Annotated in this window: 19 protein-coding genes; 16 read left to right on the plus strand and 3 right to left on the minus strand. The window is 74.0% G+C overall.

Translation table 11 applies throughout. From position 1 onward, the window contains the following. The first annotated feature begins 51 nt into the window (after positions 1-51). The 7 genes from ACFPM7_RS02560 (at position 52) to ACFPM7_RS02590 (ending at position 5,789) form a co-directional block, all read left to right on the plus strand. Positions 52-1,626: a hypothetical protein gene (locus ACFPM7_RS02560; RefSeq protein WP_378243304.1), complete on the plus strand. Its 1,575-nt coding sequence runs from the start codon at positions 52-54 to the stop codon at positions 1,624-1,626. A 19-nt stretch (positions 1,627-1,645) separates the two neighbouring features. Then, complete coding sequence (locus ACFPM7_RS02565) at positions 1,646-2,404, plus strand: sugar phosphate isomerase/epimerase family protein (protein WP_378243829.1); 759 nt, start codon at positions 1,646-1,648, stop codon at positions 2,402-2,404. A 79-nt stretch (positions 2,405-2,483) separates the two neighbouring features. Further along, positions 2,484-3,410 carry a proline dehydrogenase family protein gene (locus ACFPM7_RS02570; RefSeq protein WP_378243306.1) on the plus strand — a complete coding sequence of 309 codons (927 nt, stop codon included), beginning with the start codon at positions 2,484-2,486 and terminating at the stop codon, positions 3,408-3,410. 59 nt (positions 3,411-3,469) lie between these two features. Then, positions 3,470-4,321: a thioesterase family protein gene (locus tag ACFPM7_RS02575; RefSeq protein ID WP_378243308.1), complete on the plus strand. Its 852-nt coding sequence runs from the start codon at positions 3,470-3,472 to the stop codon at positions 4,319-4,321. A 60-nt stretch (positions 4,322-4,381) separates the two neighbouring features. Next, positions 4,382-5,194 carry a pyrroline-5-carboxylate reductase gene (gene proC, locus ACFPM7_RS02580; protein WP_378243310.1) on the plus strand — a complete coding sequence of 271 codons (813 nt, stop codon included), beginning with the start codon at positions 4,382-4,384 and terminating at the stop codon, positions 5,192-5,194. A 146-nt stretch (positions 5,195-5,340) separates the two neighbouring features. Beyond that, positions 5,341-5,550, plus strand: a complete 210-nt coding sequence (locus ACFPM7_RS02585) for a helix-turn-helix domain-containing protein (RefSeq protein WP_378243312.1) — start codon at positions 5,341-5,343, stop codon at positions 5,548-5,550. Positions 5,551-5,687: 137 nt separating this feature from the next. Next, complete coding sequence (locus ACFPM7_RS02590) at positions 5,688-5,789, plus strand: 30S ribosomal protein bS22 (protein WP_018684825.1); 102 nt, start codon at positions 5,688-5,690, stop codon at positions 5,787-5,789. A 72-nt stretch (positions 5,790-5,861) separates the two neighbouring features. Here the strand turns inward: ACFPM7_RS02590 and ACFPM7_RS02595 are convergent, their stop codons facing one another. The 3 genes from ACFPM7_RS02595 to ACFPM7_RS02605 form a co-directional block, all read right to left on the minus strand. Then, positions 5,862-6,749 carry an HAD family hydrolase gene (locus tag ACFPM7_RS02595; RefSeq protein WP_378243314.1) on the minus strand — a complete coding sequence of 296 codons (888 nt, stop codon included), beginning with the start codon at positions 6,747-6,749 and terminating at the stop codon, positions 5,862-5,864. A 78-nt stretch (positions 6,750-6,827) separates the two neighbouring features. Continuing rightward, positions 6,828-7,964 (minus strand): DUF5667 domain-containing protein, encoded by a 1,137-nt coding sequence (locus tag ACFPM7_RS02600; RefSeq protein ID WP_378243316.1) that lies wholly within the window; start codon positions 7,962-7,964, stop codon positions 6,828-6,830. 122 nt (positions 7,965-8,086) lie between these two features. Beyond that, positions 8,087-8,779 carry a sigma-70 family RNA polymerase sigma factor gene (locus tag ACFPM7_RS02605; RefSeq protein WP_378243318.1) on the minus strand — a complete coding sequence of 231 codons (693 nt, stop codon included), beginning with the start codon at positions 8,777-8,779 and terminating at the stop codon, positions 8,087-8,089. Positions 8,780-8,976: 197 nt separating this feature from the next. Between ACFPM7_RS02605 and ACFPM7_RS02610 the strand changes: the two genes are divergently transcribed. From ACFPM7_RS02610 to ACFPM7_RS02650, 9 genes are all read left to right on the plus strand, one after another. After that, the gene (locus ACFPM7_RS02610; protein ID WP_378243320.1) at positions 8,977-10,467 is read left to right on the plus strand and encodes an AMP-binding protein; all 1,491 of its coding nucleotides are present in this window, start codon (positions 8,977-8,979) and stop codon (positions 10,465-10,467) included. A gap of 24 nt (positions 10,468-10,491) precedes the next feature. Beyond that, positions 10,492-10,710, plus strand: coding sequence for a glutaredoxin family protein (locus ACFPM7_RS02615; protein ID WP_378243831.1), 219 nt, complete (start codon positions 10,492-10,494; stop codon positions 10,708-10,710). Between the two features lie 58 nt (positions 10,711-10,768). Then, positions 10,769-12,313 (plus strand): molybdopterin-dependent oxidoreductase, encoded by a 1,545-nt coding sequence (locus tag ACFPM7_RS02620; RefSeq protein ID WP_378243322.1) that lies wholly within the window; start codon positions 10,769-10,771, stop codon positions 12,311-12,313. Between the two features lie 192 nt (positions 12,314-12,505). Then, positions 12,506-13,063: a fasciclin domain-containing protein gene (locus ACFPM7_RS02625; RefSeq protein WP_378243833.1), complete on the plus strand. Its 558-nt coding sequence runs from the start codon at positions 12,506-12,508 to the stop codon at positions 13,061-13,063. Positions 13,064-13,335: 272 nt separating this feature from the next. Next, positions 13,336-14,133 carry a redox-sensing transcriptional repressor Rex gene (locus tag ACFPM7_RS02630; protein ID WP_378243324.1) on the plus strand — a complete coding sequence of 266 codons (798 nt, stop codon included), beginning with the start codon at positions 13,336-13,338 and terminating at the stop codon, positions 14,131-14,133. Next, entirely contained in the window at positions 14,130-15,443 is a 1,314-nt protein-coding gene (locus ACFPM7_RS02635) for a glutamyl-tRNA reductase (RefSeq protein ID WP_378243326.1), read from the plus strand. Before ACFPM7_RS02630 ends, ACFPM7_RS02635 begins: the two co-directional genes overlap by 4 nt. After that, positions 15,440-16,402 carry a hydroxymethylbilane synthase gene (gene hemC / locus ACFPM7_RS02640; protein ID WP_378243328.1) on the plus strand — a complete coding sequence of 321 codons (963 nt, stop codon included), beginning with the start codon at positions 15,440-15,442 and terminating at the stop codon, positions 16,400-16,402. Before ACFPM7_RS02635 ends, hemC begins: the two co-directional genes overlap by 4 nt. Positions 16,403-16,420: 18 nt before the next feature. Further along, positions 16,421-17,953, plus strand: a complete 1,533-nt coding sequence (locus ACFPM7_RS02645) for a bifunctional uroporphyrinogen-III C-methyltransferase/uroporphyrinogen-III synthase (protein ID WP_378243330.1) — start codon at positions 16,421-16,423, stop codon at positions 17,951-17,953. Positions 17,954-18,088: 135 nt separating this feature from the next. Next, positions 18,089-19,225, plus strand: coding sequence for a serine hydrolase domain-containing protein (locus ACFPM7_RS02650; protein WP_378243332.1), 1,137 nt, complete (start codon positions 18,089-18,091; stop codon positions 19,223-19,225). Positions 19,226-19,247 lie beyond the last annotated feature (22 nt).

The following is a 19,247-nucleotide window of genomic DNA, read 5'->3' on the forward strand; positions in this document are numbered from 1 at the left end:
TGGCCGTGCGCGGGCTGGACGGATCGGCCCGCACGGGGCACGGTGGAGTGGATGACTCACGAAGGCGGTTCGGAGCGCACGCAGCAGCGCACCGTTGCCGAGCTGTTGGCCAAGTACGGCGGCAGCTCGGAAGGCGGCGCGCCCAGGCGGCGTCGGCGCAAGCCGGACGACGCCTCGGACACGGCGCCGCAGGCGATCATCGACAGGGTCAAGTCCGACAGCGGCCAGATGCCGGTCATCCGCGAGGACCAGCCGCCGCCGGAGCGCGTGTCGCACCGCCAGGGCAGGCCTGCCCGGCGCGGCGGCCCGCCGCCCCAGCAGGCACCCCAGCCGCCTCCGCCGCACCAGGCGCCGCCGCAGGCCCAGCAGCCGCCGCAGGCCCCGCCGGAGACCCGCCGCGACCGCGGCGAGCCGATGACCGAGCAGCTGCCCAGGGTTCCGCCGTCGGCGCGCCGCCGCAGGCCCCAGCAGGCCGACGAGGCCGCGCCCGACGGCCCGCCGCGCAAGCTGCCGCCCGAGCGCCCCGCCCCGGCCCGCAGGCCCGCCGCGGCGCTGGAGGGCACCCAGCGGGGCATTCCGGCGCTCGATGACGACCCGGCCGACCAGCCGCAGAACGGCCGCGGCCCGGTCCGCAGGCCCGCCGCGGCGCTGGAGGGCACCCAGCGGGGTATCCCGGCGCTCGATGACGACCCGGCCGACCAGCCGCAGAACGGCCGCGGCCCGGTCCGCAGGCCCGCCGCGGCGCTGGAGGGCACCCAGCGGGCCATGCCCGCCCTGGACCCCGACCCCGCCGACCAGGGTGAGCAGCCGCCCGGCCGCAACCTGCCCCGGCGCGCGCCCGGCACCTCGCGGATGCCCCAGCGGGCCCCCAAGCCCGCGGGCCCCCCGCCCCAGCCGCCCGCGCCGAAGCAGCCGTCGCAGCCGCTGCCGCAGCCCTCGCAGCAGCTGCCCCTGCCGCCGCAGCCCTCCCAGCAGCTGCCCGCGCCGCCGTTCGCGGCCCCGGGGCAGCCCGCGGTCAACGGCGTCTCCCCGGACGCCAGGACCGAGGTCGGCAGGAAGCCCGTCCGCCCGCCGGACTACCCCGGCGACGCCGCGCAGACCGAGGTCGACCCGCAGGCCCCGCCGCCGGAGTTCCTCGAAGAGCATGAGGCCTTCGACGACAAGGCCGCCCGCCGCTTCGACGGCTACACCGCCCACGACGACCTGGAGTCCCCGGACTCCGACCTGCCCGAGTTCGACGACCTGGACGGCCTCGACACCCGCAAGGGCCGGGACAAGGCCCGCGACCGGGACCGTGACGACCGGGACGACCGGGACGGCCTTGACGACGACGCCGAGGACGGCGAGGCAGCGCCGGAGGGCTCGCCGGTCACGGCGTGGCTGACGATGGTCGGCCAGCTGGCGCTGGGCGTGGTCGGCGGCGCCGCGGTGTGGCTCGGGTTCAACTGGCTGTGGGGTGTGCTGCCGGTGGCGGCGCTGGTCGTGGCGGTCGTGGTGATCGCCGGGCTGGTGTTCATCGTCCGCAAGATCCGCCGCGCCGACGACCTCAACACCACGATCCTCGCCGTGCTGGTCGGCCTGGTGGTGACCGTCTCCCCGGCGATGCTGCTGCTCGTCGGCCGGTGACGCCCTGATCCCGGTCGGGCTGTCCACCGCGTCGCTGTGGCCGCAGTCGGCCGCGTCCGCCTTCACCGCCGCCGCCGAGCTCGGCTACGACGGCGTCGAGGTCATGGTGTGGGCCGACCCGCTGAGCCAGGATGTCGACGCGCTGCGCGGGCAGGTCCGGCGCACCGGGGTGCCGGTGCTGGCGGTGCACGCGCCGTGCCTGCTGATCACCCAGCGGATCTGGTCGGCGGACCCGGAGCAGCGGCTGCGCCGGTCCGTGGCGGCGGCGGGCGAGCTGGGCGCGCGGACGGTCGTGGTGCACCCGCCGTTTCGCTGGCAGCGCCGCTACGCCGACGGCTTCGCCGACCTGGTGGCCGAGCTGGAGGACGCCAGCGGGATCGCGGTCGCGGTGGAGAACATGTTCCCCGTGCGGCGGGGCCGGGCGGTGCTCTCGGCGTTCCGGCCGTCGATCGACCCCACCGACGTCGGCCACCGCAACTACACCCTCGACCTGTCGCACACCGCCGCCGCGGGCGCGGACGCGCTGGCCATGGCCCGGCGGATGGGCTCCGGCCTGGCGCACGTGCACCTGGCCGACGGGACGGGCCTGCCCAGGGACGAGCACCTGGTGCCCGGGCGCGGCACGCAGCCCTGCGCGCCGCTGTGCGCGCGGCTGGTCGAGGGCGGCTTCACCGGGCAGGTCGTGCTGGAGATCAACACGCGCCGGGCGCGCACGGCCGCCGACCGGCGCGCCGACCTCGCCGCGTCGTTGGAGTTCGCGCGCGCGCATCTCACCTAGTGGATTCACTGAAAGGTCCAGACATGGGATGACCCCATTGGTTGTCCGCGCGGTCAGCCGGGGTCGTACCCTTCGCAGCGTGAACCCCTTGCGCTCGATCATCCTGGCCGCCGCCAAGAACGGCGCCATCCGCACCGCGGTCGCCACCGCGCCCGTGAGCCGGGACGTGGTGCGCCGCTTCGTCGCGGGCGAGACCACCGCCGAGGCCGTCGCCGTGACCCGGCGACTGGCCGAGGACGGGCTCACCGCGACCCTGGACTACCTGGGCGAGGACACCACCGACGCCGCGCTCGCCGAGGCGACCGTGCTGGCCTACGAGGAGCTGCTCTCCGCGCTGCACGACCAGGGGCTCAGCGACCGCGCCGAGGTCAGCGTGAAGCTGACGGCGGTCGGCCAGCTGCTGGACGAGGAGCTGGCGCTGGCCAACGCGCGCCGGATCTGCCGGGCCGCCGAGGCCGCGGGCACCACGGTCACCCTCGACATGGAGGACCACACCACCACCGACTCGACGCTGCGCATCCTCGCCGAGCTGCGCTCGACGTGGCCGTGGGTGGGCGCGGTGCTCCAGTCGTACCTGCACCGCACCCTGGACGACGCCCGCGCCCTCGCCTCGTCGGGCTCGCGCGTGCGGCTGTGCAAGGGCGCCTACGCCGAGCCGGAGTCGGTCGCCTTCGACGCGGGCCAGGAGACCGACCTGAGCTACGTGCGCTGCGTCAACGCGCTGCTGGCCGGCGACGGCTACCCGATGTTCGCCACCCACGACCCGCGCCTGGTCCGGATCATCACCGAGCGCGCCGAGGCGCACGGGCGCAAGCCGGGCTCCTTCGAGTTCCAGATGCTGTACGGCATCCGCCCCGAGGAGCAGCGCCGACTGGCCCAGCTCGGCCACACCGTGCGGGTGTACGTGCCCTACGGCGGCGAGTGGTACGGGTACCTGATGCGCAGGCTCGCCGAGCGGCCCGCGAACACCACGTTCTTCCTGCGTGCTCTCGCCACCCGGAACTGACGGCGCTTTCCGCCCGTGCAAAGCGAAACACGGGGGCCCGCCGTGGCAGGCTGTGCCCCATGAGTAGCGCTGCAGGGCACGGGGACGTGCGGGTGGGCGGACAGCCCGCTGGAGGGGCCTTCGCGTCGGCGACCCGGGTTCGGGCGCTGGGGGACGGCACGTTCACCGCGGACCTGCCCGGCGCCTGGACGGTGGGAGGCCGCCCGCACGGCGGCTTCCTGCTGGCCCTGGTGGCCAGAGCGGCCGTCGCCGCGCACAGCGCCGGGACGCCGCTGGTCGACCCGCTTGCCGTCAGCGCGCAGTTCCTCCGCCCGCCCGCCGTCGGCCCGGTCCTGCTGCGCACCGACGTGCGCAAAGCGGGCAGGCGCACCTCCGTCGTGTCCGTCCACTTGGAACAGAGCGGCAGCGCCTGCGTCGAGGCCGTGGTGACCACCGGCAGGCTGCCGAGGGAGCGCGCGGCCTGGAGCGACCTGCCCAACCAGCCCGCCGAGCCGCCCGGCAACGCCATCGACCTGGCCACCCTGCCCTCGGCGTCGGTGTTCAAGCTCACCGCGGGCTGCGACGTGCGGCTGGACCCCAACGGCGCGGGCTTCCTGCACGGCCACGTCGGCGACCCGCTGCGGCTGCGGCTGTGGGCGCGGCCGAGGGGCGAGCAGCCGGACCCGTTGTTCGCGCTGGTCGCCGGCGACATCTCGATGCCGGTGACGTTCAACCTCGGCCGGATGGGCTGGTCGCCCACGGTGCAGCTGACCGCGCACCTGCGCTCCCGCCCGGCCCCGGGCTGGCTGCGCATCCAGGTGGAGTCGCGCGCGGTGCACGGCATGTGGTTCGACGCCGACGCCACGGTCGTGGACTCCACCGGCAGGCTCGTCTGCCAGGCCCGCCAGCTCGCCCTCACCGCGATGGCCTGACTCGCGCGCACGCCCCGGGCATATGCGTGGCGCATACACCTGGGGCTTAGCCTTGTCCGCATGACGACAGTGGCAGTCCTGGGCGCGGGCAAGATCGGCGAGGCGCTCCTGTCCGGCCTCCTGCACAGCGGCCGCAGCGCCGCGGACCTGCTGTTCACCGAGCGGCACCCGGACCGGGCCGCCGAGCTGACCGGCCGCTACGGCATCCGGGCGACAGACGTTTCCACGGCGGCGAAAACCGCCGATGTGCTGGTCGTGGCGGTCAAGCCGCAGGACATCGACCCGCTGCTGGACGAGCTGGGCGGGGTGACGCCGCCGGGCACGCTGGTCGTGTCGCTGTGCGCGGGCCTGCCGACGTCGCTGTTCGAGCGGCGGCTGCCCGAGGGCGTCCCGGTCGTGCGGGTGATGCCGAACACGCCGATGCTGGTCAACGAGGCCATGAGCGCCATCTCCCCGGGCAGGCACGCGGGCCCGGAGCACCTGGCGGTCGTGGAGGAGCTGCTCTCGGCCGTCGGCAAGGTCGTCCGGGTGCCCGAATCGCAGCAGGACGCGGTCACGGCCCTGTCCGGGTCCGGTCCGGCCTACTTCTTCTACCTGGTCGAAGCCATGATCGATGCGGGCATCCTGCTGGGGCTGCCGCGCGCGGTCGCCGAGAAGCTGATCGTGCAGTCGGCCGTGGGCGCGGCGTCGATGCTGGCCGAGACCGGCGAACACCCGGTCACCCTGCGCGAGGCGGTCACCTCACCTGCGGGAACGACCATCATGGCCATCCGCGAGCTGGAGCGGCACGGGGTCAGGGCGGCCCTGCTGGCGGCCATCGAGGCCGCCCGCGACCGGTCGAGCGAACTGGGCGCTGGTCACCTGGAGGACTGACCCAACCGGCTGCAACTTGCGGTCGCGGCGTCCGTGCCGTCGCACTGGTCACAGGAGTCCCGCTACTCTCGACGGAGCACGTGCGTGTCGAAACCGTGGGTGGGGAAGCCCGCGGCGCGACGCGTGGTTAGGGACGCGGTGAAAACATGGCTGCGAACAAGCGGGACCCGGCGGTCACGTCGGTGCAATTCCTCACAGTGGCGGAAGTGGCCACGATCATGAGGGTGTCCAAGATGACGGTCTACCGCCTGGTCCACGGCGGCGAGCTGCCCGCGGTGCGGGTGGGCAAGTCGTTCCGGGTTCCGGAGCAGGCCGTCCACGACTACCTGGAGAAGGCGTACTTCGACGCCGGATGACACCGGATGCCGGCTGCCGAGACCAACCGGGTAACCTGGACGCTCGTTGTGCCTGGTGTTTCCGCGCGCGTCGGTGACGTGCCCGCACCTTCACGCCCGGCACCTGGAACACGTCGACAACAGCTAAGGACACGCCCATGGGCTCGGTCATCAAGAAGCGCCGCAAGCGCATGTCGAAGAAGAAGCACCGCAAGCTGCTCCGCAAGACGCGTGTCCAGCGTCGCAAGCTGAAGAAGTAGCTCTGAGGAAGCCGGAGCCCGCCCCGCCTGCCGGTGGGGCGGGCTCCGGTGCGTTCCGGGCTCCGGGCCGCTTCAGGCCGTGCGGCGGCGGTAGGCCAGCCCGGCGACCACCGCGCCCGCCACCGCGCCCGCGCCGAGCACCGACGGGACGCCGATCTTGGCCGCCTTGCGGCCGGTGCGGAAGTCGCGGATCTCCCAGCCGCGCTTGCGGGCGGCGTCGCGCAGGCCGCCGTCGGGGTTCACCGCGACCGCGGTGCCGACCACCGACAGCATGGGCACGTCGTTGGAGGAGTCCGAGTACGCCGTGCAGCGCCGCAGGTCCAAGCCCTCGCGCGCGGCCAGCGAGCGCACCGCGTGCGCCTTGGCGGGCCCGTGCAGCATCTCGCCGACCAGCTTGCCGGTGAAGATCCCGTCCTCGCTCTCGGCGACCGTGCCGAGCGCGCCGGTCAGGCCGAGCCTGCGGGCGATGATCGTGGCCAGCTCCACCGGGGTCGCCGTCACCAGCCAGACCCGCTGCCCGGCGTCGATGTGCATCTGCGCCAGCGCGCGGGTGCCCGGCCAGATCTTGTCGGCCATCAGCTCGTCGTAGATCTCCTCGCCGAGCTCGGCCAGCTCGGCCACCGAGTGGCCGGCCACAAAGGACAGAGCCTGCTCGCGGTGGTTGCGGATGCCCTCGATGCTCTCCTTGCCGCCCACCCGGAACATCATCTGCTGCCAGGCGAAGCGGGCGAGGTCGGAGTTGGTGAAGAACTTCCTGGTGGCCAGGCCGCGGGCGAAGTGGAAGATCGAGGCGCCCATCATCATCGTGTTGTCGACGTCGAAGAACGCCGCCGCGGTGAGGTCGACGGGCTGGTCGCCCACCGGCTCCAGGGCCACCGCCGCCTCCGCGCTGGCCGCGCCCGCCTCCTCGGCGAGCCGGTCCAGCTCCCGGCGCTCCTCACCAGGCCTCAGCGACGACACGACGGCCTCCCTGCTCGGGCACTTCCCGTTTGGACCACCAGCCTAGCGATCCTGGCCCGAATCCCGCCGGGGGACGGGTTATCCGCCCAGGCCCGGCAGCGGGAGGACATCGATGGTGGGCACCGGCAGCGGGGGCAGCGGGTCGGAGGTCGTGGTGGCGCCCGGGGTCGTGGTCACCGGGGCTGTCGGCGGGCGGGTCGTGACGCCGGTCGTCGGGCCGGTGGGCTCCGGTCCGCCCGGGGTGCTCGCGCCGCCAGGCGCGCTCGTCGGCGCGGCGGTGGGGACCGGCGCGCCGGGGGGCGTCACCGCCGGGGTGGTCGGGTCGGCGGAGGAGCCCGCGGTGGGGCGGGGGACGCAGGCCGCGGTCGCGGGCAGCGGGCCGATGTCGTCGGCGCCGCCGGAGGTGATCTCGGTGCACGCCAGCCGGGTGGCGAGCGCGCCCGTCCTGGCGGCGATGCGCTCCAGCAGGGCGACCGAGACGTCGCGCTGGGCGGTGGCCCCGGTCGGCAGGGGCAGCGCGCCGAGGCGGTCGCGCTGCAGCTCGGCCCACTCGCCGAGGGTGCCCAGCAGCGCGCTGTCGCCGAGGGCGGCCACCGGGATCAGCGCGCGCGAGCCCGCGGCGGCGTCGTCGTCGAGGTCGGACAGGGCGCTCAGGTAGGACTCCAGCGGGGCGTCGGCCGGGTCGGCGTAGCGCTGGGTCAGCGTCTCCAGCTCGGTGACGCGCGCGGTGGCGAACTCCAGGTGCTTGAAGGCGCGGTCCTCATCGCCGAAGGTCAGGCCGAGCGAGGCCGCCTCGCCGGTCCGCTTGATGCCGTAGAGAGCGTCGCCGGGCAGGGCGTCGCGGGCCAGCAGCAGGCTCATGCCGCCGAGGGAGAACACCAGCGCCAGCACGGCGACCGCCGCGACGGCGACGCGGCCCCGGGTGCCGAAGCCCCTTCTCGGCTCGTCGGTCGGACGCGCCGCGGCACCGGCGGTGCGCCGCCCGCGCGGGGCGCGGCCGGCGCGCGGCGGGCGGGGGCTCGGGGTGCGCGGAACGGGGGTGGGCTTGGCCATCCCCGCGAGGACCCGCTCCCGCATCCGCGCGCGCTCGCCGCGGTCGGGGGCCGTCGGCGGCGCGAGATCGGCGAGCAGCGCGATGATCGCGTCGTCGGACGGCTCTTCGGACGGCTCACCGCCGTCCGGTCTGCCCCGCTGGGGGCCGTCGCTGTGCACCATCCCACTCCGACTCGTCTCGATCCCGCCCCGGGTTCGATGTCCACTGGTGAAACGAGCGTCGCGCGTCCGGGGTTACGGCGGTGGCGGGCACGAGCCGCCGGAACACCGTATCGGGCGAACGGCTACCTGATCTCGCTAGGCAACAACTGCGCCAGCCTGCGCACGGCGCGGTGCTGCAGGGCCTTCACGGCGCCCTCGTTGCGGTTCATGACCTTGGCCGTCTCGGCGACCGACAGGCCCTGCAGGAAGCGCAGCACGATGCACTCGCGCTGGTCGTCGCCGAGCTGGTCGACGCAGGCCAGCACCGCGTCCCGGGTGACCTTGGACATCACCTGCTGCTCGGGACCGGCTTCCAGGCGCTCGGAGTCGCGGATCTCCGGGGTGGCCACCTCCAGCCGGAACCGGCTCGACTTCACGTGGTCGAGCACCAGGTTCCTGGCGATGGTGACGAACCAGGCGCCGACGTCGCGGCCCTGGTAGCTGACGCTGGTGATCCGCCGCAGCGCGCGCAGGAACGTCTCGCTGGTGACGTCCTCGGCCAGCTCGCGGTCGCCGACCCGGAACAGCACGTACCGGAAGACGACGTCGACGTAGCGGTCGTAGAGGGCGCCGAAGGCGACCGTGTCGCCGCCCTGCGCGGCCCGCACCAGGTCCCAGGCGGCGCTGTGGTCGGTCGCGGGGGTGCTCGCGTCCGGCACGGGCTCGTCCTGCTGGGGGGTTTCCTGGCCGGGTTCGCGCACGTCAGACACCCGATCCTGGGCGGATCGGGCCATCGGCACGGCGGCGTCCCTTGCCTGGCGCGTCGGGCGGGTCATCGGGCAGGCGCACTCTCCCTCGATGGTGTCCGGTCTCGGAGCTTACGCGTTGTTACTTTGAAGTAGGTGTGACAAGTGTCCGCTCCCATGGTTGTGACGCGGCAGGTAGTTAATCGTGACGCGGGTGACGCGTGCCACACTGTGATCGACTTTCGCGATCTCCTTGTGACTCGGCCCGGCGGCGGTGAGGACGGCAGATGGACGACGGACGGCAGCCAGCGAACTTGGCCGACCTGGTCGCGGAGGCGAGCGCGAAAGTACCTCTTCATGTGGGGACTATCGATGCTTCCTCGTCGGTATCACTCACTTGGCCGCAAGTGGACTCGGCCGTCACCGCCCGCGCCCGCGCGCTGCTCGCCGGCGGCCTGAAGAGGGGAGACCGCGTCGCCCTGCGGCTGCCCACCGGCGTGGAGTTCGTCGTCGCGCTGTTCGGAATCCTCCGCGCGGGGGGTGTCGCCGTGCCGGTCGGCATGGACGCCGCGCCGCGCGAGGTGCGGCGGCAGCTGGAGCACAGCGGCGCGACCGCGGGCTTCGGCGACCTGCCCGGGATCACCGCTCTGGACCCCTCCATCGATCTGGCGGCCGGTGAACCGCTGGCGGCGGTGGGCGGCGGTGAGGACCTGGCCGTCATCGCCTACACGTCGGGGACCGGCGGCGAGCCGCGCGGGGCGATGCTGTCGCACCGCGCCCTGCTGGCCAACGCCGCCCAGCTCACCGACCTGCGCCCGGCGCCGGTCACCGGCACCGACCGCGTCCTGCTGACCATCCCCATGTCGCACGCCTACGGCCTCTCCGGCCTGTGGCAGATCGCCGCGACCGGCGCGACGGCGGTGCTGCTGGACAAGTTCACCGTGGACGGCGCGCTGAGCCTGTGCGAGGAGCACCGCGTGACGGTGTTCATCGGCGTGCCCGCCATGTACACCGCGCTCACCGCCGCGGGCGCCGACCGCCTCGGCGAGGCCCTGGCCACCCTGCGCCTGTGCACCTCCGGCGCCGCGCCGCTGCCCGCCGCCATCCTCAGGCTCTTCCGCGCCGAGACCGGCCTGACCGTCTACGAGGGCTACGGCCTCACCGAGACCGGCCCCGTCCTCACCTCCACCCTGGTCGGCGGCAACGCCAAGCCCGGCAGTGTCGGCCGGGCCATCCCCGGGGTCGAGATCCGCCTGGTCGACAGCGACGGCGTCCCCGTCGACCAGGCCGATGACGACGAGTCCATCGCCATGGACTTCACCGACGACTCCGACACCGGCCTGGTCGCCGCGCGCGGCCCCAACCTCTTCAGCGGCTACTGGCCCGACGGCGCCCACGGCCCGGACCCCGACGGCTGGTTCCGCACCGGCGATGTCGGCTACTTCGACGCCGAGGGCGACCTGCACCTGGTCGACCGCGCGGGCGACCTGATCATCGTCAACGGCTTCAACGTCTACCCCAGCGAGGTGGAGCAGGCCGTCGGCGAACTGCCCCAGGTCGCCGAGGTCGCCGCCGTCGGCGTCCCGGACGAGCGCGCGGGCGAACGCGTCCGCGTCGTCGTGGTCCTCAAGCCGGGCGAGTCCCTGGCCGAGGACGCCCTGCGTGCCCACTGCGCCGAGCGCCTGGCCCGCTTCAAGGTCCCCTCGGTCATCGAGTTCGCCGAGGCCCTGCCGCATTCCATCACCGGCAAGCTCCGCCGCGCGAGCCTGCGCGGGTAGCGTGGCGGGGTGCTCGTAGAGGTGATGACCAGGGCAGGCTGCCCCTCCTGCTCGACCGCCGAGGCCGACGTGGCCCGCATCTGCGCCGACCTGGACGTGGACTGGCGCGCCGTCGACGTCGACACCGACCCGGAACTGCGCGCCGAGTACGGCGACCGGGTGCCGGTCATCGTCATCGACGGCGCCGAACACGGCTACTGGCGCGTGGAGGAGGACCGGCTCCGGGCGGCGCTCACCCGATAGAGCGGTTTCCTACCTCTGGGGACCAATCCCGGCGCGGTACGGGCGTCGAATGGTTCACATGGAGACCCGCCTGCCCCGCATGAAAGCCGCGCTGATCGGTGTGCTCGCGGTCGGCTCCGCGCTTGCCGTCGGCCACCTCGTCGCCGCGTTCGTCGGGATCGGCGCGTCGCCGTACCTGGCGGTGGCCAACAGCACCGTCGACCTCTCACCGCAGTGGTTGACCGAGTTCGGCAAGCAGTTCGGCCCCGAGTGGGACAAGCGGCTGCTGTTCATCGCCATCGCCGTGACCATCGCGGTGCTCGCGGTGCTGGCGGGCCTGCTGTCACGGCGCTCGCCGGTGCCGGGCACCGTCATCGCGGTGGTGCTGGGCGTGGTCTCGATCGCGGCCGTGCTCTTCCGGCCCGACCTGGGGCAGCTCGCGGTGCTCGCCCCGGCGGCCAGCCTGCTCGTCGGGCTCGGGGTGTTCCGCTGGCTGCACGGTCTGGCCACCCGCCAGGCGCGGGCCGAGTCCGCCGACGCCGGTGCGGACAAGGAGATCGACCGCCGGCGGTTCCTGATCAGCTCCGGCGGGGTCGCCGCCGGGGTCGGGGTGGCCGCGGTCGGCGGGCAGTTCCTCGGGTCCGGCGGGGACGCGGAGAAGTCGCGTCGGGCGCTCGGGTCCATCACCGCGGCCCGGCGCGCGCCCGCGATCCCGGCCGGGGCCGACTTCGCCTCGGTGGGCACCCCGTCCTTCATCACCCCCAACGACCGCTTCTACCGCATCGACACCGCGCTGACCGTGCCCAGCCTGCGCGCCGAGGACTGGAAGCTGCGCATCCACGGCCTGGTCGACACCGAGGTCGAGTACGACTTCGACGACATCCGCGGCCGTGAACTCGTCGAGCGGGTCATCACCATGACCTGCGTGTCCAACGAGGTCGGCGGCCCCTACATCTCCACCGCCGCCTTCACCGGCGTCTACCTGCGCGACCTGCTGATGGAGGCGGGCGTGAAGCCGGAGGCGGGCCAGGTCTTCGCCACCAGCGTCGACGGGTGGACCACCGCGACCCCGGTCGCCGACATGCTCTCCGAGGAGCGCGGCGCGCTGCTGGCCATCGGCATGAACGGCGAGCCGCTGCCGCTGGAGCACGGCTTCCCGGCCAGGATCGTCGTTCCCGGCCTCTACGGCTACGTCTCGGCCACCAAGTGGGTCATCGACCTCGAGCTGATCCGTGACGGCGAGAAGACCTTCTACTGGCAGGACCGCAAGTGGGCCAAGGAAGCGCCCATCAAGACCCAGTCGCGCATCGACGCACCGCGCTCGTTCCAGTCGTTCCCGCCGGGGAAGGTCTCCATCGCCGGGATCGCCTGGGCGCAGACCACCGGCGTCGAGCGCGTGGAGGTCCGCCTCGACGGCGGGCAGTGGCGCGAGGCCGAGCTGTCCACCGAGGCCAACGACCAGACCTGGCGGATGTGGAAGCTCGACGTCGACCTGACCGCGGGCGCCCACCGCGCCGAGGTCCGGGCCACCGACCGTTCCGGGTACACCCAGGTCGAGGAGCGGGTGCCGCCGATTCCGGACGGCGCGACCGGCTGGCACAGCGTGAACTTCACGGTCGGCTGAGCGCGAACCCGACCAATCCGGCAGGCTGTACCGGGCCGAATCCCGGTTGAGAGTCCAGTCGAAACGGAGTGATCCCTGGTGCGTACCAAGCTGGTTCCCGCGGCCGCCGCGGCCGCCGTCGCCGTGTTCGCGCTGTCAGCGTGCGTGAACAGCGAACAGGCGTCGACCGGCACGAACACCACCACGACCACCATGGCCGCTCCGACCACCACCGAGGCCGAGGGCGGCGAGGGCGGCGGTGGCGGCGTCACCACCGCCGACGACGTGTTCGGCCCCGCCTGCGGGCAGCTGCCGCAGGGCGACGCCGAGGGCGGCCTGGCCGCGATGGGGCCGCAGCCGGTGGCCACCGCGGCCAGCACCAACCCGCTGCTGACCAAGCTCACCGCCGCCGTCGGCGCGGTCCCCGGCTTGGCCGACACCCTCAACACCGCCGAGGCGCTGACCGTCTTCGCCCCCGCCGACGCGGCCTTCGACGCCCTCGGCGACGCCGAGTTCGCCGCGCTGGCGGCCGACCCGGACACGCTCGCGCCGATCCTGCAGCTGCACGTGGTCGGCGAGCGCCACGACGCCGAGGCGCTGGAAGCCGCGGGCACGGTCACCTCGGTCAACGCCACCGCGCCGCCGCTCAAGATCGAGGGCTCCGGCGAGAGCATGACCGTCAACGGCGCGAAGGTGCTGTGCGGCAACATCCCGACGGCCAACGCGACAGTGTTCGTGATCGACACCGTCATGACGCCCCCGGCGGCATGACCATCGGTTCCGTCATGACGCCCCCGGCGGCATGACGCACCAGTAGTACTGACGTGCCGCTGACGAGCGGGGTGGGCCGCGGGCCCGCCCCGCTCGCGCGTGTCAGAGCGCGTCAGAGCCCGCCACAAGATGACATGGAGAAAGTGGCCCCGGACGCATGCCGCGGACCACAGTGTGGTGTGCGTCAAGCCCTCTACCACCGACTTTGTGCACACGTTCACAAGCGGTACCGTGGTGACAACCCGGTGACATGTCTGTCGAGGAGTAGCAGCGTGGCGGCACAGCGAGGCCAGCGGAACGGGGTCGCACCCGGCGCCGCCGAGGTCACCGCTCCCATCCCCAGGGTCACCGCGGGCGGACCCGAGGTCCCCGCCGCCAGAGACCGCGCCCGCGCCATCCCCGAGGCCGCCGTCGCCCGGCTCGCCGTCTACCTGCGCGTGCTCTCCGGCCTGCAGGAGCAGGGGGCGGGCACCGTCTCCAGCGAGGAGCTGGCCGTCGCCGCCGGGGTCAACTCGGCGAAGCTGCGCAAGGACCTCTCCTACATCGGCTCCTACGGCACCCGCGGCGTCGGCTACGAGGTCTCGGTGCTGATCGGGGAGATCGAGCGCATCCTCGGCCTGACCCGCAAGCACAGCGTCGCCGTCGTCGGCATCGGCAACCTGGGGCACGCGCTGGCCAACTACGGCGGGTTCCCCGGCCGCGGCTTCCCGGTCAGCGCCCTGTTCGACATCGACGCCGACCTGGTCGGCATCCCGGTCGGCGGCATCCCGGTCGACCACATCGAGGACATCACCCGGGTCTGCCTGGAGCGCGAGGTCTCCATCGGGGTCATCGCCACCCCGCCGCCCGCCGCCCAGGGCGTCTGCGACCGCCTCGTCGCCGCGGGCGTGCAGTGCATCCTGAACTTCGCCCCGGTGGTCCTGCAGGTGCCCGACCACGTGGAGGTCCGCAAGGTCGACCTCGCCGTCGAGCTGCAGGTCCTGTCCTTCCACGTGGCCCGCCGCGCGGACGGACCGCCCCCCGTTCGGCGCACCGTCAACGGCCGCGTCGATGGGATGGTTGTCTCATGAGCGTCCTGGCGATCGGCATGTCCCACCGCACGGCAGACATGCGGGTGCTGGAGAAGGTCTCGGTCGGCGCCCCGGACGTGCCCAAGCTGCTGGCCGAGCTGGTCGAGTGCGCCGCGGTGTCGGAGGCCGTGCTGGTCTCGACCTGCAACCGCGTCGAGGTCTACGCGGTCGTCGACGCCTTCCACGCCGGTCTGGCCGATGTCGTCGGCGTGCTCGCCCGCCACTCCGGCCTCGGCATGGGCGAGCTGCACGACCACCTCTACGTGCACTACGCCGCCGCCGCGGTGCAGCACCTCTTCACCGTCACCGCGGGCCTGGACTCGATGGTCGTCGGCGAGGCGCAGATCCTCGGCCAGGTGCGCCTGGCCTACCAGGCCGCGCGCGCGGCAGGCAGTGTCGGCCGCACGCTGCACGAGCTGGTCCAGCAGGCCCTGCGCATCGGCAAGCGCGTGCACTCCGACACCGGGCTCGACGCCGCGGGCCCGTCGGTGGTCGGCGAGGCGCTCTCCGACGCCGAAGAGGTGCTCGACGGCCTCGCGGGCAGGCACGCGCTGATCGTCGGAGCCGGATCGATGGGCGGGCTGGCCGCCGCGGCGCTGCGCCGGGCCGCCATCGGCTCGGTCACCGTGGCCAACCGCACCGAGGCCAACGGCGCGCGCCTGGCCGCGTCGCTGCGCGAGCAGGGCGTGCCCGCCGACGCCGTCGGCCTGGACGACCTGCCCGCGCGCGTCGCCGAGGCCGACGTGGTCGTGGCCTGCACGGGCGCGGGCGGCGCGGTGGTGCTCACCGAGCACGTCGCCGCGCGCACCCGCCCGCTGGTGGTGTGCGACCTCGGCCTGCCGCGCGACGTGGAGGACGGCGTCGGGCGCGTCCCCGGCGTGCGCCTGGTGGACCTGGAAAGCCTGCAGCGCAGGCTCGCCGACGCGCCGAGCGGGCTCGACACCCGCGCGGCGAAGGACATGGTGGCCGAGGAGGTGCGCGCCTACCTGGCCGCGCAGCGCTCGGCCGCCGTCACCCCGACGGTGACGGCGCTGCGGCGACGGGCGGCCGAGGTGGTCGACTCCGAGCTGCTGCGCCTGGACACCCGGCTGCCCGAGCTGGACGGCGCGGTGCGCGACGAACTCGCCCGTACGGTCCGCCGAGTGGTAGACAAGCTGCTGCACACCCCGACGGTAAGGGTGAAGGAGCTGGCCTCAGGGCCGGACGGCTCCGGGTACGCCGACGCGCTGCGCGAGCTCTTCGGGCTCGACCCGTCCGCACCCGCCGCCCTCACCGCCGCCGACCCGATCCTGGACGGCCGCCCATCATGAACACGCTCCGCATCGGCACCCGGGGCAGCGCGCTGGCGCTGGCGCAGACCGGGCTCATCGCCGACGCCCTCGAACGGGCGGGCGCCCGGGTCGAGATCATCACCGTGAAGACGCCGGGGGACCTGTCTTCGGCGCCCATCGCCGAGATCGGCGTCGGGGTCTTCACCTCGGCGCTGCGCGACGCGCTCGCCGACGGCGCCGTCGACGTGGCGGTGCACTCCTACAAGGACCTGCCGACCGCGCCCGATCCGCGGCTGTCGCTGGCCGCGGTGCCGCTGCGCGCCGACCCGCGCGACGCGCTGGTCGCCCGCGACGGGCTGACCCTGGGCGAGCTGCCCTCCGGGTCGACGGTCGGCACCGGCTCGCCGCGGCGGGCCGCACAGCTGCACGCGCTGGGCCTCGGCCTGGTCGTCGTGCCGATCCGCGGCAATGTGGACACCCGGGTCAGGAAGGTGCGCGACGGTGAGCTCGACGCCGTCGTGCTGGCCCGCGCCGGTCTCGCCAGGCTGGGCAGGACCGACGAGATCACCGAGACGCTGGACCCGATCCAGATGCTCCCCGCCCCCGCGCAGGGCGCGCTGGCGATCGAGTGCCGGGTCGACGACATCGACACCGAGCACTTCCTGCGCTCCACAGTGGACGATGAAGCGACGCGGGCCGCGGTGGCCGCCGAGCGGGCCATGCTGGCCGCGCTCGAAGCCGGGTGCAGCGCGCCGATCGGCGCGCTGGCCGACGTTGTCGAGGACTTCGACGCCGACGACAACGTGGTCCTGCGGCTGTCGCTGCGCGGAGCCGCGGGCGTGTGCCCCCCGGGGGCGAACCCGATCAGCGGGCCCGCGGAGATCCTGCGCGCGTCGAACGCCGGGGACCTGACCGAAGCAGCGCAGCTCGGCCGTGCGGTGGCCGCCGAGCTGCTGGAACTCGGCGCCGGGGTGCTTTCCGGCCCCGAGCAGCAGTAGATGAGGAAGTGGCCTGACATGACCACCCGTGCCCGCAAGTCCCCCGGCCGCATCGCGTTCGTGGGCTCCGGACCTGGTGACGCCGGACTGCTCACCGTGCGTGCCAGGGAACTGCTCGACCGCGCTGAGCTGGTGGTGACCGACCCCGACGTACCCGCGGCCGTGCTCGCCTGCGCCAGCGCCGCCGCCGAGGTCCGCCCCGCCGTCGGCGAGCCGGCCGACGTCGCCAAGGACCTGGCCGCCGAGGCCAAGGCCGGGCGCGTCGTCGTCCGCCTGGTCTCCGGCGACCCGCTGACGCACTCGGCGGTCGTCGCCGAGGCGCACGCGGTGGCCAAGTCCGCGGCGGCCTTCGACGTCGTCCCCGGCGTGTCCCCGGCGACCGCCGTGCCCGCGTACGCGGGCATCGCGCTCGGCTCGGCGCACACCGAGATCGACGTGCGCGGCGACATCGACTGGGCGGGCCTGGCGGGCGCGCCCGGCCCGGTCGTCCTGCACGCGACCGCCTCGCACCTGGCCGAGGCCGCCTCCGCGCTGGTCGAGCACGGCCTGGCCGCGCAGACCCCGGTCGCGGTGACGGCCGAGGGCACGGCGACCAGCCAGCGCACCATCGACACGACGCTGGCCTCGCTGGCCGCCGACGCCGGTGAGATGTCCGGGCAGCTCGTGGTGACCGTCGGCGCGGTCGTCGGCAACCGGGCGAAGCTGTCCTGGTGGGAGTCGCGCGCGCTGTACGGCTGGCGCGTGCTGGTCCCCAGGACCAAGGACCAGGCGGGCGAGATGAGCGAGCGCCTGCACCTGCACGGCGCCATCCCCTCGGAGGTGCCCACGATCTCGGTGGAGCCGCCGCGCTCGCCCGCGCAGATGGAGCGCGCGGTCAAGGGCCTGGTCGACGGCCGCTACCAGTGGGTGGTGTTCACCTCGACCAATGCCGTGCGCGCGGTGTGGGAGAAGTTCGCGGAGTTCGGCCTGGACGCCCGCGCCTTCTCCGGCGTGAAGATCGCCTGCGTCGGCGAGGCCACCGCGGAGAAGGTGCGCGGCTTCGGCATCAACCCCGAGCTGGTGCCCTCCGGCGAGCAGTCCTCCGAGGGCCTGCTGGCCGACTTCCCGCCCTACGACGACATCCTCGACCCGGTGGAGCGCGTCCTGCTGCCCCGCGCCGACATCGCCACCGAGACCCTCGCGGCGGGCCTGCGCGAGCGCGGCTGGGAGATCGACGACGTGACGGCCTACCGCACCGTCCGCGCCGCCCCGCCGCCTGCGGACACCCGCGAGATGATCAAGACCGGAGGCTTCGACGCGGTCTGCTTCACCTCCTCGTCCACCGTGCGCAACCTGGTCGGCATCGCGGGCAAGCCGCACGCGCGCACCCTGGTGGCCTGCATCGGCCCGAAGACCGCCGAGACGGCCAAGGAGTTCGGCCTGCGCGTCGACGTCCAGCCCGAGCACGCCACCGTGCCCGCCCTGGTCGACGCCCTCGCCGAGCACGCGGCCCGGCTGCGCGCCGAAGGGGCGCTGCCCCCGCCGCGCAAGACCAAGCGCGCCCGCCGCTAGGACACGCCCGCCCGCGCCCCGCCACGTGACTCCGTGGCGGGGCGCGGGCGTTTCCGGTGAGTTGGCCTGCGGACTGCCCGCGAGCTGGGCATAGTGGCTCTCATGGTCCCCAAACCGGTCACAAGGAACGTGGCTGTGGTGGTCGGGCTGTGCGCCCTGGCCGCGACCACCCTGGCCCCGAGCGCGAGCGCGGCGCCGCCCGCGGTGGAGGGCGCGCTGCACGCCGTCGTCGCGGCGGGCGCGCCGGGCGGCTACGCCCAGGTGGTCCGCGGCGGGACGGTCGAGCGCGCGTCGGCGGGCCTCGCCCGGACCGGCGGGCAGGCCGAACCCGATCCGACGGGCCGCTTCCGTGCGGCGAGCGTCACCAAGACCTTCGTGGCCACCGTTGTCCTGCAACTGGTCGGCGAGGGCAGGCTCGGCCTGGACGACACCGTCGCCGAGCACCTGCCCGGCCTGCTGCCCTACCCCGAGCCCATCACCGTGCGCCAGCTGCTGGGCCACACCAGCGGCGTCCCGCGCGACATGGCGCACTGGAGCGGCCCGGAGGCCGTCGACACCGAGCGCTGGAAGCGGTTCACCCCCCGGCAGCTGGTGCGCGCCGCGACCGACGGCGTGCCGCTGCTGTTCGCGCCGGGCACATCGTTCGCCTACTCCAACACCGGCTACACGGTGCTCGGCATGCTGGTGGAGGAAGTCACCGGCAGGCCGCTGTGGGTCGAGGTCGCCGCCCGGATCACCGTGCCGCTCGGCCTGCGCGACACCGAGTTCCCGACGCACCAGCCGTTCCTGCTGCGCCCGGCCGCGCGCGGCTACGAGCAGCTGTACCCGGACGCGCCGCCGACCGACGTCACCACCTACGTGATGTCGCGCATCTGGGCCTCCGGCAACCTGATCAGCTCCCCGCGCGACCTCAACCGCTTCTTCGACGCCCTGCTCGACGGCAGGCTGCTGCGCCCGGCCGAGCTGGCGGCGATGAAGGACGCCCGCCCGAACGCCCTGGGGCCCTTCGGCTACGGCCTCGGCCTGATGTCGCTGGCCAGCCCCTGCGGCGGGCCCGCCTGGTGGGGCCACGGCGGCGACTGGCCCGGCTACAACACCTGGAGCATGCACACCGAGGACACCGCGCGGCAGGTCACGGCGGGCATGAACATCGACATCACCGCCCCGGCCGATGCCCACGCCGCGATGCTCAACCAGGTCCTGCCGAGCGCACTCTGCGCCGGTCCGACAACCCTGTCAGCCAGCCCGATCCCGGTCCCCGACCTGCGCTGACGCCTGGCCCGGATCGACCCGC

It is taken from the genome of Actinokineospora guangxiensis (assembly GCF_042657845.1).
Taxonomy (GTDB): Bacteria; Actinomycetota; Actinomycetes; order Mycobacteriales; family Pseudonocardiaceae; genus Actinokineospora; species Actinokineospora guangxiensis.